The sequence below is a fragment of the Streptomyces sp. WAC00040 genome, assembly GCF_056835925.1.
This window is the reverse complement of sequence record NZ_JAKQZE010000001.1, coordinates 1,779,114-1,793,847: the sequence shown is the minus strand read 5'-3', so window position 1 is coordinate 1,793,847 and position 14,734 is coordinate 1,779,114. Positions and strand designations below refer to the sequence as shown.

General features: G+C 68.7%; 16 protein-coding genes. 4 read left to right on the top strand and 12 right to left on the bottom strand.

The genetic code is table 11. The features are described 5' to 3' along the window. Positions 1-66 precede the first annotated feature (66 nt). Entirely contained in the window at positions 67-783 is a 717-nt protein-coding gene (locus MDN94_RS08275) for a hypothetical protein (protein WP_482725239.1), read from the top strand. A gap of 5 nt (positions 784-788) precedes the next feature. Here the strand turns inward: MDN94_RS08275 and MDN94_RS08270 are convergent, their stop codons facing one another. The 6 genes from MDN94_RS08270 to MDN94_RS08245 form a co-directional block, all read right to left on the bottom strand. Beyond that, entirely contained in the window at positions 789-1,019 is a 231-nt protein-coding gene (locus MDN94_RS08270; protein ID WP_482725238.1) for a DUF7848 domain-containing protein, read from the bottom strand. 286 nt (positions 1,020-1,305) lie between these two features. Then, on the bottom strand, positions 1,306-2,154 hold the full coding sequence (locus MDN94_RS08265; protein ID WP_482725237.1) for a helix-turn-helix domain-containing protein: 849 nt from the start codon (positions 2,152-2,154) through the stop codon (positions 1,306-1,308). Between the two features lie 12 nt (positions 2,155-2,166). Next, positions 2,167-2,685 carry a DUF6879 family protein gene (locus MDN94_RS08260; RefSeq protein ID WP_482725236.1) on the bottom strand — a complete coding sequence of 173 codons (519 nt, stop codon included), beginning with the start codon at positions 2,683-2,685 and terminating at the stop codon, positions 2,167-2,169. After that, a complete protein-coding gene (locus MDN94_RS08255; protein ID WP_482727035.1) occupies positions 2,666-2,938 on the bottom strand; it encodes a hypothetical protein in 273 nt (90 codons plus the stop codon). The genes MDN94_RS08260 and MDN94_RS08255 overlap by 20 nt, the downstream gene beginning before the upstream one ends. A gap of 483 nt (positions 2,939-3,421) precedes the next feature. Beyond that, positions 3,422-4,969, bottom strand: coding sequence for a recombinase family protein (locus MDN94_RS08250; protein ID WP_482725235.1), 1,548 nt, complete (start codon positions 4,967-4,969; stop codon positions 3,422-3,424). A 41-nt stretch (positions 4,970-5,010) separates the two neighbouring features. Further along, entirely contained in the window at positions 5,011-5,169 is a 159-nt protein-coding gene (locus tag MDN94_RS08245; RefSeq protein ID WP_482727118.1) for a hypothetical protein, read from the bottom strand. Positions 5,170-5,412: 243 nt separating this feature from the next. On the opposite strand from MDN94_RS08245, the gene MDN94_RS08240 reads away from it, so the two are divergent. Then, positions 5,413-5,907, top strand: a complete 495-nt coding sequence (locus tag MDN94_RS08240) for an LURP-one-related/scramblase family protein (RefSeq protein WP_482725234.1) — start codon at positions 5,413-5,415, stop codon at positions 5,905-5,907. Positions 5,908-5,949: 42 nt separating this feature from the next. Here MDN94_RS08240 and MDN94_RS08235 read toward each other — a convergent pair whose 3' ends face one another. Next, positions 5,950-6,756 carry a carbon-nitrogen family hydrolase gene (locus tag MDN94_RS08235; protein WP_482725233.1) on the bottom strand — a complete coding sequence of 269 codons (807 nt, stop codon included), beginning with the start codon at positions 6,754-6,756 and terminating at the stop codon, positions 5,950-5,952. A gap of 167 nt (positions 6,757-6,923) precedes the next feature. Between MDN94_RS08235 and MDN94_RS08230 the strand changes: the two genes are divergently transcribed. Further along, entirely contained in the window at positions 6,924-7,748 is an 825-nt protein-coding gene (locus MDN94_RS08230) for a maleylpyruvate isomerase family mycothiol-dependent enzyme (RefSeq protein WP_482725232.1), read from the top strand. An 82-nt stretch (positions 7,749-7,830) separates the two neighbouring features. Here MDN94_RS08230 and MDN94_RS08225 read toward each other — a convergent pair whose 3' ends face one another. The 5 genes from MDN94_RS08225 to pdhA form a co-directional block, all read right to left on the bottom strand. Then, positions 7,831-9,138: an MFS transporter gene (locus tag MDN94_RS08225; RefSeq protein ID WP_482725231.1), complete on the bottom strand. Its 1,308-nt coding sequence runs from the start codon at positions 9,136-9,138 to the stop codon at positions 7,831-7,833. Continuing rightward, a complete protein-coding gene (locus MDN94_RS08220) occupies positions 9,135-9,788 on the bottom strand; it encodes a GntR family transcriptional regulator (RefSeq protein WP_482725230.1) in 654 nt (217 codons plus the stop codon). Before MDN94_RS08220 ends, MDN94_RS08225 begins: the two co-directional genes overlap by 4 nt. Positions 9,789-9,946: 158 nt before the next feature. Further along, the gene (locus MDN94_RS08215; protein WP_482725229.1) at positions 9,947-11,377 is read right to left on the bottom strand and encodes a dihydrolipoamide acetyltransferase family protein; all 1,431 of its coding nucleotides are present in this window, start codon (positions 11,375-11,377) and stop codon (positions 9,947-9,949) included. A 14-nt stretch (positions 11,378-11,391) separates the two neighbouring features. Beyond that, positions 11,392-12,372 (bottom strand): alpha-ketoacid dehydrogenase subunit beta, encoded by a 981-nt coding sequence (locus MDN94_RS08210; RefSeq protein ID WP_482725228.1) that lies wholly within the window; start codon positions 12,370-12,372, stop codon positions 11,392-11,394. Between the two features lie 2 nt (positions 12,373-12,374). Further along, a complete protein-coding gene (pdhA, locus tag MDN94_RS08205; RefSeq protein WP_482725227.1) occupies positions 12,375-13,526 on the bottom strand; it encodes a pyruvate dehydrogenase (acetyl-transferring) E1 component subunit alpha in 1,152 nt (383 codons plus the stop codon). A 327-nt stretch (positions 13,527-13,853) separates the two neighbouring features. On the opposite strand from pdhA, the gene MDN94_RS08200 reads away from it, so the two are divergent. After that, positions 13,854-14,519, top strand: coding sequence for a response regulator (locus MDN94_RS08200; RefSeq protein WP_482725226.1), 666 nt, complete (start codon positions 13,854-13,856; stop codon positions 14,517-14,519). Positions 14,520-14,734: the final 215 nt, after the last annotated feature.

Sequence of the window (14,734 nt, the reverse complement as noted above, 5' to 3'; positions counted from 1 at the left end):
GCTTGCCATCCTGGTATGAACGTCGGATCACCGCGTAAGGCAGGACCTACGACAGGGGACCGAAGGTTGGCTACGGACGAGGAAGAGACGACTGCCGGCGAGACGGCGCGGACGGTGCAGGGGTTCATGGCGCTGCCGGGGCCGGTGGAGGACCGTAGGGAGGTGTTCGCCGGATGCGTGGCGGAGGTCGTCCGGGTCCTGGGACTCGATGTCGCTCACGAGCCGCAGCCCGGCGATCCACGAACCTGGGTGAACCATGCTCGGACGGCGCTGTACAAGGCCTGCCGCCGGGACCTGATCCTTTCCGAGGAGTCCTTCCAGACGCTGATCAAGGCGGCCATCTACGACCCCGACCCGAGCTTCAACCGCCATTTCCTCGAGCCGGCGCTGAACGCGTTCGGGCGTAGGCGGGTCCAGGCCTCCCTGCTCGGGTACCTGCGGGCCGGCACGGACCTCGAGCGGGCGGGCGCGGCGAATGCCTGGTACTGGTCGGCTCTACCCCTGCGCATGCCCACCGTACGGGCGGAGCACCCCGCAGCCACCGGTCCGGCGGAGCCCGACGACGCCCCAACCGTGAGGGCCGATTGGTACGAAACCGCGCTACGTGAGTTCGTGAGCAACGAGCACCTGGACGTCCGGCGCTGCATCCTGCCGGGCCTGCCGCTCCGGAAGTCGGCCTATCCGCCGGAGCTGCACGACCTGGTGGACGCGGCCGTGGCGATAGCCCGGTCCCATCCGGACGAATACATCCGCCACCGCGTGGAACACCAGGTCGGTGACTGACGCCCTCACTGGGCACGCTCGACCACGGCGACTTCCGAGAACTCCCGCACGAAGGTCATGTGACCGGTCCGGCCCGTGTGCTCGATACACATATCCGTGCACACGTCCGCGTTCCCGGTCGGCGCGGCAGTCCACTGGCAGTCCGGGTTCAGACACCGCGCCGTGGCCGTCGTCTCCGCCGAGGGGTGGCGGTGCATGACGTAGCTGACGTACCGGAGCACGGCCCTCACGGTCATGTCGCTTCCCCGGGGTGCGGATGGTTCCGGAGCTCCACGTTGCAATCACTGGCCGTGGAGTGGTCGCCCCGGTGACGGGCGTCCCGGCGCTGTGCGGCCAGGGCCGCGCAGACCCCGCAGCTGGCCGCCGGTACGGGGTCCGGGTCTGTTCGCAACGGCAGCTCTACCGGGGGTTGCGCATACGTGATCGTCTTCACGGCCCCGCTCCTCGTGTCGTCCGCGTAGCGACCACGCTAGGAACGGTGGAGCGGCAACTCCCAGGAAATTGCATGAGGTTGCACGGTCGTCACCTGAGCGTCTGAATGGCGCTGGTGATCAGCGCGCGGGCCTTCGCCCCATGGACGGCCATCTCGGCCAGTTCGGTGAACGTGTCCGCGTACGCGGCAACCTCGCTCGGCTGGGTCAGCGTGAGGTAGCCGGAGACCAGCTCGACGTTGACCTGTGCCCTGTCGAAGATCCAGAACCCTTCCACCGGCATCCGGGACCGATCGGTCCGCGTGGGCACCACGCCCAGGCTGACGCTGGGCAGGGAGCCGACTGTGAGCAGGTGGCTGAGCTGTTCCTCCTGCACGTCCGGCCCCCCGAGACCGTTACGCAAGACCGACTCCTCAACCAGGAACGCGAACCGGCGGTCACCCTCGTAGAGGACGCGCTGACGTTCCATGCGCACGGCGACGGCATCGGCCACGTCATCGACCTCGACCCGTCTCCGCTGAACGGCACGCAAGACGGCTTCCGTGTAGCCGTAGGTCTGGATCAGGCCCGGAACGAACCACGAGGAGTAGGAGCGGAACCGGCGGGTTCGCTCGAAGAGCGGCAGCCGGGCTTCCTGTGCTTGCTTGAGCCCGGCGCGCTCCATGCGTCGCCAGCCGATCCACATGTCTTCGACGGTCCGCAGCGAGGCGATCAGATCGTCCGTCTGCCCTTCGGCCCCGCACGCGCGGCACCAAGCCCGGATGTCGTCGGCGGACGGAGGCGTACGGGCGTTCATGATCCGGGATGACTTGGACGGGTGCCATCCGCAGAGCCGGGCGAGATCGCGCCCGTTCAGGCCCGAGTCCCGGCAGAGCTCAGCGAGTCGGTTCGCCAGAGCCTGCCGGGCATGCTGGGCACTCGAAGAAGGAGAGACAGCCATGGTGGTGACCGATCAGCGCGGCTTGTACTCCTCGTGCGGGATCGCTCGTTGCCAGACGGCCTCGAACGCCGTGGCACACAGGTGGACCCGCGCAGGATCGTCGGTGTGCTCCCGCCCGTCCTCGTCCAACTGGCCCTCTCCGGTGAAGTGGTGGAAGAGGGCCTGGTTGCCGTCGAAGACCCAGAAGTCCGTACCTGGCAACGCCAAGTCCGTCGTCCGCCGGCGGGGCAGCCACCGGACCAACTCACCCGCAGCAAGATTGGTGAAGGTGCAGTCGTACTCGTAGCGTACGTAGTCACTGATCGGCTCGGACACGATGCGGACCCGGCGGACCACCACCCCGCGCGCCGTGGCAGCGCTCACCGCGTCGTGCCAGCCGCCCCACCACGACGACCGATCAGCCGGGTCCAGCCGCTTGCCCTGCTGCCAGGCAAGGAACTCTGGGTCATCGAGCATGTAGCTGTCACGCAACTCAAGATGCACGGCTGAGTGCTGCGCGCGGGCCAGTGCGTTACGCGCGGGTGGCTGCACTTCCGGCTTCTCCGTTCTCGTCCGGGCGCGGGATGTACTTCAGCATCACCGCAGGGAGCCTGATGATCGTTTCGTGGTCCGGCACGTCCGTGGAGTGCCCGTTGATCGAGCCGATCTCCTGGCAAGCCTTCACCTCTTCCGCCGTCGCCCTGTACGACTGGATCAGCAGGTCACCGGTCTCTTCATCAAGCCAGATGGTCGGGGACTCGTCGGTCGGCGTGTTCGGGATGATGCCGAGGAACCTTAGGTTCACGATCACTCCAGGTGTCGCGTCGGTTGCGCGAACGTGCACGAGCCTCACTCCTGTGGCTGACCGGCGCAAGAGCGCGTCAGGACAAGCTTGTTGGTACAGGGTGCGGGTACGACGAAGCCCCTGACAGCCACCCAGTGCGGGCAGCCACCGGGGGCTCAGTACCGCTTCGCACGGCCTACCGGCCTCTTCGCGGAGTCGTTCTCAGGGGCTCAAGGAGGCCCTTACTCAGTGGCTGCAAGGGTCGGCAGTCCAAAAACGGGGCGGCACCCAGGCCACGTTTTCCGAGCCGGGGCCGGGGTCGCGGTGAGGACTTCGCCTGAGCTTTGGACATCCCGAGTGACGAAGTGACGGAATGACGATTGCTTCTGTTCCATTCATGGAAACAACAACACTTCTATAAGAGGTAACCGGGCGAGAGCGTCATTTCGTCACTTCGTCACGCGTGTCCGCTGCCGACAGCTGGAAGGGTTACCCCGGTGCTCATCAGGCGGCGCTGTCGGTTCCCAGCTTCGCCCAATGAATCCGGATGCGTTGCTCAGGGATGATCCGCTGTCCGCGCACTCCCTTAGCCACTTCAACCCGGTCTATCGCGAGTGACAACCGGCCGCGCCGATCTTCGTTCGTCGCCTCAGCCCACGCCTCACGCAGGATGAGGCCGTCAAGCATCGGTGACACGTCCACGGACGGCATGGGGAGCTTGCGGAGATCGGCGCCAAGCCCTTCAATGCGCCCCCTCAGGCGCTCTGCAAGCCGGTTGTAGCGCTCCACGGCTGCGGGGCCACCGAACTCACCGCGCACGTATCGCGCGTCCTCCAGATCGGCGAGGCGGGCTTCCTCATCCTGGATCTCAGCAGTAAGCGCATCACGTTTCGCGAAGGTCTCCGGGTCCACGCGGTGCACCCAGCGGTCTGCGATCGCGACAAGCAACGGGTCGTCCGGTTCGAGCGCTGGGAGCTTCGTGAGGAACTGTTCCGTCACGTACTGGTCCACCGCTTCAGCCAGCGCCGACGCTCCGATGCACTGGTTGCCCGCGCGGCGAGCCATGCACTGGTAGCTGCCTCCCACGCGGTGCATTCGGCGACCGCAGCCGGGTACCGCGCAGTAGACGAGTCCCGTGAGCAGCGCCGTCCCCTCGGGCTTCGGCCGCCGCTTTCCTGCGTGTACGAACGTCCTGGATTCCAGGGTGCGGATGATCTGTTCACGCTCTCCGACCGTGATGATCCCCTCGCCGATCTCGACGGTGTCCAGAGTCTCGGGATCGCGGTACGGGAAGACCCTGCCCGTGTACTTCCGCTCGCCGTCGTCCGTCTCGACGGTCTCGGTCTCCGGCATCAGGCCGGCAAACGCTGGCGAGCGCAGGAGCTGCATGATGCTCGCCGCGTTCCACTGCCCGCCTCTGGGCGAAAGAATCTCGTACTCGTTGAGAAGTCGGGCGATCTTGACCAGCGACGTTCCGGCGAGCGCTTCATCCGCGATGAGACGGGCGTAGACGGCGTGCTCCGGGTCACGGACGAGCTTCTTGGTCTGCGGGTCGATGAGCAGCCCGTACGGAGGCTGTCCGCCGATCCACTGACCCTTGCTGCGTAGGTAGCGCTTGGCATGGCCGACGCGTGTGCCGAGATTCTTCGACTCGGATCGGGCGAGTTCGGCGAGCATCGCCACGACCATGCGAGCCGAGTCGTTCGAAGTGTCGAGACCGTCCACCACCGAGACGAGACGGCCGCCAGCCTTCTCGATGTCGTCCAGCACTTTGCCAACCTGGCCGATGCCCTTGCGGGACAGGCGGTCCAGTTTCCAGACGATCAGCGTGCCCACGACGCCCGCCGTGACGGCCGCCAGCGCGGCGTCGAAGCCCTTGCGCTCAACGGTCTTGTAGCCGGAGCGCCCTCTGTCTATGTGGACCTTGCGGACGGCCAGTCCGTTGCGTTCGGCCCAGGCACGGCAGTCGGCTTCCTGCCGTTCGATTGCGGTCTTGCCGTCCCGGTCAAGAGACAGGCGGAGGTACAGGTCACAGATCGTGTCTTGGTGCACACACTCAGTGTGACGAAGAGTTTGGTGGTTCGTTGTCGATTTCAAAAATCCAAGATCAATATGCGGCCTCGGAAGTCGGCGAGCTTCAGGTCCTTGCCGCCGGTGTTGATCCAGCCCCCCTTGCCGATCAGCTCGGGGGCACGGACACGGGCACGGCGGGGCGCGGGCGCGGGAGTGGGCGCCGAGGCGGCATCGTTCATGCTTCAAGCTTGCCATCCGGGCACGGACGCCCGATCACGCACGTCCGGCAGGGCCTACGACAGGGGAGCGCCGGTCGGGCGAGGACGGGAACGAACCGGACCGCGTGGAGCAGCAGGTCGGCGACTGACGCCCGGCCACAGTCCCTGGCCCTTGCCGGTCATGGCCCACTCGGGGCACCCGAAGGCGTGCACGTGCAGCCGTACCCCGGTCCCGCGGCCCCCCGCGGGGGTACTCATTCCGCCATGAAATATCTGGTACGGGACAGGATCTTCGCGATCGGCGACGACTACTGGATCGATGACGAGCACGGGCGGCACGCCTTCCTGGTCGACGGGAAGGCCATGCGGCTGCGGGACACCCTGGAGATCCAGGACCCGGACGGGCGGGTGCTGATCACTCTGCGCCGGCGGATGTTCAGCATCCGGGACGCGATGACGATCGAACGGGACGGCGGGACGCTGGCCACCGTGCGCAGGAAGCGGATGTCACTGCTGCGCAACCACTACCGGGTGACGCTGGCCGAAGGAACCGAACTGGACGTCAGCGGGCGGATCCTCGACCGGGAGTTCGCGGTCGAGTACGAGGGGGAGCTCCTTGCCCACGTCTCACGGCGGTGGCTGACGCTGCGTGACACGTACGGGGTGGACGTCGTACGGGAGGACGCTGACGCGGCGCTGCTGATCGCGGTGGCGGTGTGTGTGATCCGGATGGCGGAGAAGGAGCGGGAGGACCGCTGACAAGGGCCCGCCTCGGAGCGGGCCCTGCCTCGACGCGTGCGGTCAGAGCCTGGGGGCGGCCGGGGCCGGCAGGCCCAGGCGGCGGTCCTTGAGGGCGGGGAAGTCGTCCCGGGTCCTCGTGACCTTCGCGGGGTCGAGGTCCACGGTGAGGACCTCTTCGCCGGGGCCCGCCTCCGCGAGGACCTCGCCCCAGGGGTCGACGACGATGCTGTGGCCGGCCTGCTCGACGCCGGCGTGGGTGCCGGCCGTGCCGCAGGCGAGGACGTAGGCCTGGTTCTCCACCGCGCGTGCGCGGGCGAGCAGGGTCCAGTGCTCGCGGCGGCGGGCGGGCCAGCCGGCGGGGATCACCAGCGCCTGGGCGCCGGCGTCGACGAGGCCGCGGAACAGTTCGGGGAATCGGAGGTCGTAACAGGTGGCGAGACCGATGGTAAGGGCGCCCGGGAGCGGGACGGTCACCAGCTCCTCGCCCGCGCCCATCATCACGGCCTCGCCCTTGTCGAACCCGAAACGGTGGATCTTGCGGTAGACGGCGGCGAGTTCGCCGCTGGGGGAGATGACGAGCGCTGTGTTGTAGAGGGTGCCGTCGGCGGCCTTCTCCACGACGGAACCGGCGTGCAGCCAGACCGCCGCGTCCTTCGCGGCCTCGGCCATGGCTTCGAAGGTCGGTCCGGTGGGCCGCTCCGCCTCCTGCTCGAACTGCTGGTAGGCGAAGGCGCCCACGGGCCACAGCTCCGGGAGGATCACCAGTTCGGAGCCCGACTGTTCCCGCACCAGGGAGGCCGCACGCCGCCTTCGGGAATCGACCTTTTCGTCCGGGTCTACCGCGATCTGAAGGAGCGAGGCGCGCACACTACCACCGTCCTGGCATTCGAGCCGTCAACACGGGCCTACGATCGTCACACGAAAGCACTGCCGGGGTGCCTTCGGGCAGCGTACTGTGCTCATCCGGGGGCCACCCCCGGACCCCCACAGCGCTGCCAGTCCAATTTGTCCGCGTACGACCGCCGAGGGGTCCCGTGACCGTCCATCCCAGCCTCCAGAACTACGCAGATGCCTGGACCCACTCCATCGAAGCGATAGCCGAGCTGGTCGGGCCGCTCGTCGAGGGTGAGTGGAACCGCGCCACTCCGTGCCCGGGCTGGTCGGTGCGTGACATCGTCTCGCATGTCATCGGCCTGGAGTGCGAGATGCTCGGCGACCCGCGGCCCATCCACTCCCTGCCGCGCGATCTCTATCATGTGCGGAGCGAGTTCGCCCGCTACATGGAGATGCAGGTCGATGTGCGCCGTCACCACACGGCGCCGGAGATGACCGCGGAACTCGAGTACACGATGATTCGGCGGGCTCGTCAGCTGCGCAACGAGAACCGCAGCCCCGACACCCTGATCCGGGCACCGCTGGGGGCCGAGCAGACGGTCGAACTCGCCTACCGGATGCGGGCGTTCGACACGTGGGTGCACGAGCAGGACCTGCGGGCCGCGTTGAACAAGCCGGGCAACCTCGACTCCCCCGGCGCGTATGTCGCCCGGGACGTGCTCCTCCAGGGCCTGCCCAAGGTGGTCGCCAAGGAGGCGGGTGCGCCGGCGAATTCGGCCGTCGTCTTCGATGTCCACGGCCCGCTGGAGTTCCTGCGCACGGTGCGGGTCGACTCCGACGGTCGCGGCTCGATCGACGGCTCGCCCTCCCTCGGCCCGCTTGTGACCCTCGCCATGGACTGGGAGACCTACTACCGGCTGGCCTGCGGCCGCGTCCGGGCCGCCGCGGTGCCGGACCGGATCAAGGTGGACGGGGACACGGAGCTGGCGGCGGCGATCCTGCGGGAGTTCGCGGTCACGCCGTAGACGTGCCTGTGGGGCCCTGGGAGGGCCCCGGGACCCCTGGGCGCAGCTCCGAGCCACCGGGCGCCGTCGCGGCCCGGGGGTCTCAGGCGGGGACGTGCACCGCCTCCACCCGGCTCGCCACCAGCCGTTCCCGTTCGCGCCGTGCCGCGCGGGCGCGCAGCCGCAGGATCTGGGTGATCCCGAGCGCCTCCAGCACGAAGACCGACGAGAAGGCGATGCGGTAGTCGTCGCCGGTTGCGTCCAGAAGGACGCCCACCGCCAGCAACGTTGCCATCGAGGCGACAAACCCGCCCATGTTGACGATCCCGGACGCAGTGCCCTGCCGTTCCGGCGGGTTGGCGGGACGCGCGAAGTCGAAGCCGATCATCGAGGCGGGACCGCAGGCGCCGAGCACCGAGCACAGTGCGATGAGCAGCCACATGGGCGCATGGTCGCCCGGGTAGGCGAGGGTGGCCGCCCATAGGGCCGCGGTGGCGCCGACCGTGCCGAGGGCCAGCGGCACCCGTGCTCCGTGGTGGCGGGCAATGACCTGGCCGTACACCAGGCCCACCAGCATGTTGGAGAGCACCACGAGCGTCAGCAGGCTGCCCGCGGTCTCGCGGGACAGGCCCTGCGCCTCCACCAGGAACGGCATCCCCCAAAGGAGCAGGAACACCATGGCGGGGAACTGGGTGGTGAAGTGGACCCACATGCCGAGCCGGGTTCCGGGCTCACGCCAGGACATGGCTATCTGCTTCTGCACGAAGGCGGGCCCCGCGTGCCGGGCCGGCGGGGGTTCGTGGCCTACCGGGTGGTCGGAGAGGAAGAGCGAGAGCAGGATCAGGACGACCACCCCGCACGCGGCACTGCCGACGAAGGTGGCGGTCCAGCCCACACCGTGCAGCATGCGGGCGATGACGAGCGTCGAGACGAGGTTGCCGGCCATTCCGAAGAGGGCGGCGACCTGCCCGATGAGCGGTCCGCGACGGGCGGGGAACCAGCGCGATCCGAGACGCAGCACGCTGATGAAGGTCATCGCGTCGCCGCAGCCGAGCAGGGCGCGGGACGCGAGCGCGGTCTCGTACGAGGGCGAGAGCGCGAAGCCCAGCTGGCCGACGGTGAACAGGACCACGCCGATGGTGAGCACCTTCTTGGTGCCCAGCCGGTCGACCATCAGGCCCACCGGTATCTGCATGCCCGCGTAGACGAGGAGTTGGAGGATCGAGAAGGTGGACAGGGCGGAGGCGCCCACGTCGAAGCGGTCGGCTGCGTCGAGGCCGGCGACGCCCAGGCTGGTGCGGAAGATGACGGCGACGAAGTAGACGGCGACGCCGATGCCCCAGACCGCGGCGGCGCGGCGGCCGCCGGGGGGATCACCCGGCAGGGAGACGGCGGGGGCGGAGCCGCTCACCGTGTCTCACCCCGGACCAGGTCCTCGACCCGGCCGAGGTGTCCCCGCACGCAGGCGGCAGCACCCTCGGCGTCTCCCGCCTTGATCCTTTCGAGGATCTCGGCGTGCTCGTCGTGGTTGCGGGTGATGCGGTCCGGCAGCGCCTGCATCATCGCGACGCCCATGCGCAGCTGACGGTCGCGGAGCTGGTCGTACAGCCTGGAGAGGATGTCGTTGCCGGCGTGCTTGACGATCTCGGCGTGGAAGCACCGGTCGCTGACGGCGAAGGCGGCGAGGTCTCCGGCGTCGGCGTGGCGGCGCTGTTCGGCCAGCAGTTCCTCCAGACGGGCGATGAGCACGGCGGGAGCGGGCACGGCCCGGCGCACCGCGAACTCCTCGACCAGCAGGCGGGTCTCGACCACGTCCCTGATCTCCTGGGCGGAGACGGCGAGGACGAGCGCGCCCTTCTTCGGATAGAGCTTGATCAGCCCTTCGACCTCGAGCTTGAGCAGGGCCTCTCGTACCGGCGTGCGGGAGACCCCTACCGCCTCGGCGAGTTCGCCTTCGGTGAGCAGGGTGCCGCCCTCGTAGCGCCGGTCGAGGACGGCCTGCTTGACGTGGGTGTAGACGCGGTCGGCGGCAGGGGGTCGTTTCACGGGCGCGGCAGGCATGCGCACAGCATAGATACAACAGAGGTGCATCAGGCAGGCACGTCCGCATGACGGAATCCCATTTCCGGCAAACCCATGAAAGGCATCGTCTTCAACGTGAAACGCCCGGCCGGGACCGCCCGGCCGGGCGTTTCACGTGAAACAGGACTTCAAGGCCATCAGGCCCAGGTGATCAGCCTCTTCGGCTGCTCCAGGATCGCCGCGACATCCGCGAGAACCTTGGAGCCGAGCTCGCCGTCGACCAGGCGGTGGTCGAAGGAGAGCGCCAGCGTGGTGACCTGACGGGGCTTCACCTTGCCCTTGTGGACCCACGGCTGGAGCTTGATCGCGCCCACAGCGAGGATCGCGGACTCACCGGGGTTGAGGATCGGCGTTCCGGTGTCGACACCGAAGACACCGACATTGGTGATGGTCACCGTGCCACCCTGCATCGCCGCCGGGGTGGTCTTCCCCTCGCGGGCCGTGGCCACCAGCTCGCCCAGCGCCGCCGCGAGCTGCGGCAGGGTTTTGTCGTGCGCGTCCTTGATGTTCGGCACGATCAGGCCCCGCGGAGTGGCCGCGGCGATGCCCAGGTTGACGTAGTGCTTCTGCACGATCTCCTGGTTCGCCTCGTCCCAGGAGGCGTTGACCTCCGGGTTCCGCTTGATGGCGACCAGCAGGGCCTTGGCGATCAGCAGCAGCGGGTTGACCCGCAGACCGGCCATGTCCTTGTCGGTCTTGAGCTCCTCGACCAGCTTCATCGTGCGCGTCACGTCGATCGTGACGAACTCCGTGACATGCGGTGCGGTGAAGGCGCTTCCGACCATCGCGGAGGCGGTCGCCTTGCGCACACCCTTGATCGGCACCCGGGTCTCGCGCGCGCCGGCCTCGACGGCGGGGGCGGCGAGCGGCTCCTGCCCGGTGACGGGCTCTGCGGCCGGCGCTGTGACCGGTGCCGCGGCGGCAGCCGGGGCGGCGGCCGCGTGGACGTCCTCACGGGTGATGACGCCGTCCGGGCCGGTCGGGGTGACCGTCGCCAGGTCGATGCCCAGGTCCTTGGCGAGCTTGCGCACCGGGGGCTTGGCGAGCGGACGCGGCGCCGTCGGGGCGCCGTGGCCGTTCATCTCCGCCTGGACGGCCGCTGCCGCGCGGCTCTGCTCGGGCGCACCCGCCTGCTTGCGCGGCCTGCGCTTGGTCGAGGACTCGGCAACGCCGTAGCCGACGAGGACCGGCTGACGGCCCTGCGGCTTCGCCTCCTCAGCCTCCGCGGCGGCCTCGGCGACGGGCGACGCCTCGGTCTGGGCGGGCGGCACCGCGGCGGCCTCGGCCGGAGCCGCCTCACCGCTTCCCGGCGCCACATCGACCGTGATGATCGAGGTGCCGACGTCAACGGTGGTGCCCTCGGCGAAGCGCAGCTCGTGCACCACGCCGTCGTACGGGATCGGAAGCTCGACGGCCGCCTTCGCCGTCTCGACCTCGCACACGACCTGGCCGTCGGTGACGGTGTCGCCCGGCTGGACGTACCACTTGAGGATCTCGGCCTCGGTGAGTCCCTCGCCCACGTCGGGCATCTTGAACTCGCGGAAGCGAAGGGAAGTGTCTTGAGTCATGGTCACGGCACTCCTCAGTACGCGAGCGAGCGGTCGACGGCGTCCAGCACACGGTCCAGACCCGGAAGGTACTCCTCCTCGAGCCGCGCCGGCGGATACGGGGCGTGAAAGCCGCCGACCCTCAGCACAGGGGCCTCGAGGTGGTAGAAGCACCGCTCGGTGATGCGGGCCGCGATCTCGGCGCCGGAGCCGTAGAAGACGGGCGCCTCGTGGACCACGACCAGCCGGCCGGTCTTCTCGACGGACGTCTGGATGGTGTCGAAGTCGATCGGGGACATCGAGCGCAGGTCGATGACCTCCACCGACTTGCCCTCCTCGGCGGCGGCCGCGGCCGCCTCGAGGCAGACCTTCACCATCGGGCCGTAAGCGGCCAGCGTGATGTCGGACCCGGGCTGTGCGACACGCGCCGCGTGCAGCCGGCCGGGGATGGCCTCGGTGTCCACCTCGCTCTTGTCCCAGTAGCGGCGCTTCGGCTCGAAGAAGATCACCGGGTCGTCACTCTGGATCGCCTGCTGGAGCATCCAGTAGGCGTCGGAGGAGTTCGACGGGGAGACGACCTTGAGACCGGCCACGTGCGCGAAGAGCGCCTCGGGGGACTCGGAGTGGTGCTCGACCGCGCCGATGCCACCGCCGTAGGGGATGCGGATGACGACCGGCAGCTTGATCTTGCCGAGCGCGCGGGCGTGCATCTTCGCGAGCTGCGTGACGATCTGGTCGTACGCCGGGAAGACGAAGCCGTCGAACTGGATCTCCACCACGGGGCGGTAGCCGCGCAGGGCCAGACCGATGGCGGTGCCGACGATGCCCGACTCGGCGAGAGGGGTGTCGATGACCCGGTCCTCGCCGAAGTCCTTCTGGAGCCCGTCAGTGATACGGAAGACGCCGCCGAGCTTGCCGACGTCCTCACCCATGATCAGGACTTTGGGGTCGGTCTCGAGGGCCTTGCGGAGCGACTCGTTGAGCGCCTTCGCGAGAGGAAGCTTCTCTACAGCCATGACTAGTTGCCCTCCTCGGCGAACGACGCCTGGTAAGCGGCGAACTGGGCGCGCTCCTCGTCGACGAGCGAGTGCCCGTCCGCGTACACGTGGTCGAACATCGCCATGTCCTCGGGGTCGGGCATGGCCCGGACCGCCTCACGGACCCGCTTGGCGAGCACGTCGCTCTCCTCGTCGAGGGAGGTGAAGAACGCCTCGTCGGCGTGGCCCTCGGTCTCGAGGTACGTCCGCAGGCGAAGGATCGGGTCCTTGGCCTCCCAGGCCGCACGCTCGTCGTCGTGGCGGTACTTGGTGGGGTCGTCCGAGGTGGTGTGCGCACCCATGCGGTACGTGAAGGCCTCGACGAGCGTCGGGCCCTCGCCGCGGCGGGCCCTCTCCAGGGCGGAGCGGGTCACGGCCAGGCAGGCGAGGACGTCGTTGCCGTCGACGCGGACGCCGGGGAAGCCGAAGCCCTGCGCGCGCTGGTACAGCGGCACCCGGGTCTGGCGCTCGGTGGGCTCGGAGATCGCCCACTGGTTGTTCTGGCAGAAGAACACGACCGGGGCGTTGTAGACCGCGGAGAACGTGAACGACTCGGCCACGTCGCCCTGGCTGGAAGCACCGTCGCCGAAGTACGCGATCACGGCCGAGTCTGCGCCGTCCTTGGCGACGCCCATGGCGTAGCCGGTGGCGTGCAGCGTCTGCGAGCCGATGACGATCGTGTAGAGGTGGAAGTTGTTGGTGGTCGGGTCCCAGCCACCGTGATTCACCCCGCGGAACATGCCCAGCAGGTTGGTCGGGTCGACACCGCGGCACCAGGCGACGCCGTGCTCACGGTAGGTCGGGAAGACGTAGTCGTCGTCGCGCAGTGCGCGTCCCGAGCCGATCTGCGCGGCTTCCTGACCCAGCAGCGAGGCCCACAGGCCCAGCTCGCCCTGGCGCTGCAGCGCGGTGGCCTCGGCATCGAAGCGGCGGGTCAGGACCATGTCCCGGTACAGCCCGCGCATCTCGTCGGCGCTCAGATCGATGTCGTACTCGGGATGCTGGACGCGTTCGCCCTCGGGCGTCAGCAGTTGTACGAGCTGGGGCTCGGAACTCTGCGGCTTCTTGGCGGCGCTGGCGCGCTTACTGGCGCGTCGCGGTTTACGCGCGGCAGCAGTGCTCTCCACGGTCACGTGCGTGCTCCTCCGTCGGTCCGGCCCCCGGGGTCCGCCGGAAAGCCAGTGCGGCTCGCCCACGTCCGTGCCCGCGCACGGGGTGTGTGCGACGCGGCCGGAAGTCAGGCGTGACAGGTGCCCCGGCGAACGCCCTGTCACAGGCACGTTACCCAGTGGGCAGCATTACTGCGAAACCCCATTTGACCTGCGATTTTGCTTGGATATCCAAGTAAATCGAGAAATAGGGGAACAACCACTGGTCACAGCCCTGCAGGCCGCCGGAACACGGGCACGTTATCCCGGCCACCCCGGACACGGGAAGAGTCAATATGTGAGACTGCCTCCGTGCGCGAAACGGGAAAAATCACTGCATTTCTTCTCGACGACCATGAAATGGTCCGGCGTGGCGTTCGTGAACTGCTCGCCGCCGAAGCCGACATCGAGGTGGTCGGCGAGGCGGAAACCGCGGAAGACGCCCTGGTCAGGATCCCTGCGACCGCTCCGGATGTCGCCATCCTCGACGTGCGGCTGCCGGACGGCAGCGGCGTGGAGGTGAGCCGCGAGGTCCGTTCGCGCAACGAGAACATCAAGTGTCTGATGCTCACCTCGTTCGCCGACGACGAGGCCCTCTTCGACGCGATCATGGCAGGTGCCTCGGGATATGCGCTGAAGGCGATCCGCGGCAGCGAACTGCTCGCCGCGGTGCGGGACGTCGCCGCGGGCAGATCGCTGCTCGACCCGGCGGCGACCGCCCGGGTCATGGAGCGGCTGCGCGAGGGGAACAGGCCGGCCGGCGACGAGCGGATCGCGAACCTCACGGACCAGGAGCGCAGGATCTTGGACCTGATCGGGGAAGGGCTCACCAACCGGGCCATCGGCGAGCGGCTCCACCTCGCGGAGAAGACCATCAAGAACTACGTCTCCAGCCTGCTCGCCGAGCCGGGCATGGAGCGGCGCACGCAGGCCGCCGCGCACGTGGCGAGGGTCCAGGCGGAACGTCAGCACCACTGACACCGCCACCGTCACTCGTTCGGGCCAACGCGTCCACGCGCGGTCATGGGACCTGGGGTCCGTCACGTTCTGCTCCGGAGCCTCCACCTGCGGAGCCGTCGGAGCACCGAGAGTGGACGGCATGCCCTCGGAGGGACTCCGCGCCATCGAGCTGCTCGGCCGCGTCCGCCCACTGCCTCCTTGGCCACCAGTGTCCGAGCCGTGCCCGTCCTGGT

Coding starts and splice junctions, on each gene's coding strand:
- MDN94_RS08265 (WP_482725237.1), bottom strand. CDS start 2,154: ATGGCTGTCTCTCCTTCTTCGAGTGCCCAGCATGCCCGGCAGGCTCTG.
- MDN94_RS08245 (WP_482727118.1), bottom strand. CDS start 5,169: ATGAACGATGCCGCCTCGGCGCCCACTCCCGCGCCCGCGCCCCGCCGT.
- MDN94_RS08215 (WP_482725229.1), bottom strand. CDS start 11,377: ATGACTCAAGACACTTCCCTTCGCTTCCGCGAGTTCAAGATGCCCGAC.
- MDN94_RS08270 (WP_482725238.1), bottom strand. CDS start 1,019: ATGACCGTGAGGGCCGTGCTCCGGTACGTCAGCTACGTCATGCACCGC.
- MDN94_RS08240 (WP_482725234.1), top strand. CDS start 5,413: ATGAAATATCTGGTACGGGACAGGATCTTCGCGATCGGCGACGACTAC.
- MDN94_RS08220 (WP_482725230.1), bottom strand. CDS start 9,788: ATGCCTGCCGCGCCCGTGAAACGACCCCCTGCCGCCGACCGCGTCTAC.
- MDN94_RS08210 (WP_482725228.1), bottom strand. CDS start 12,372: ATGGCTGTAGAGAAGCTTCCTCTCGCGAAGGCGCTCAACGAGTCGCTC.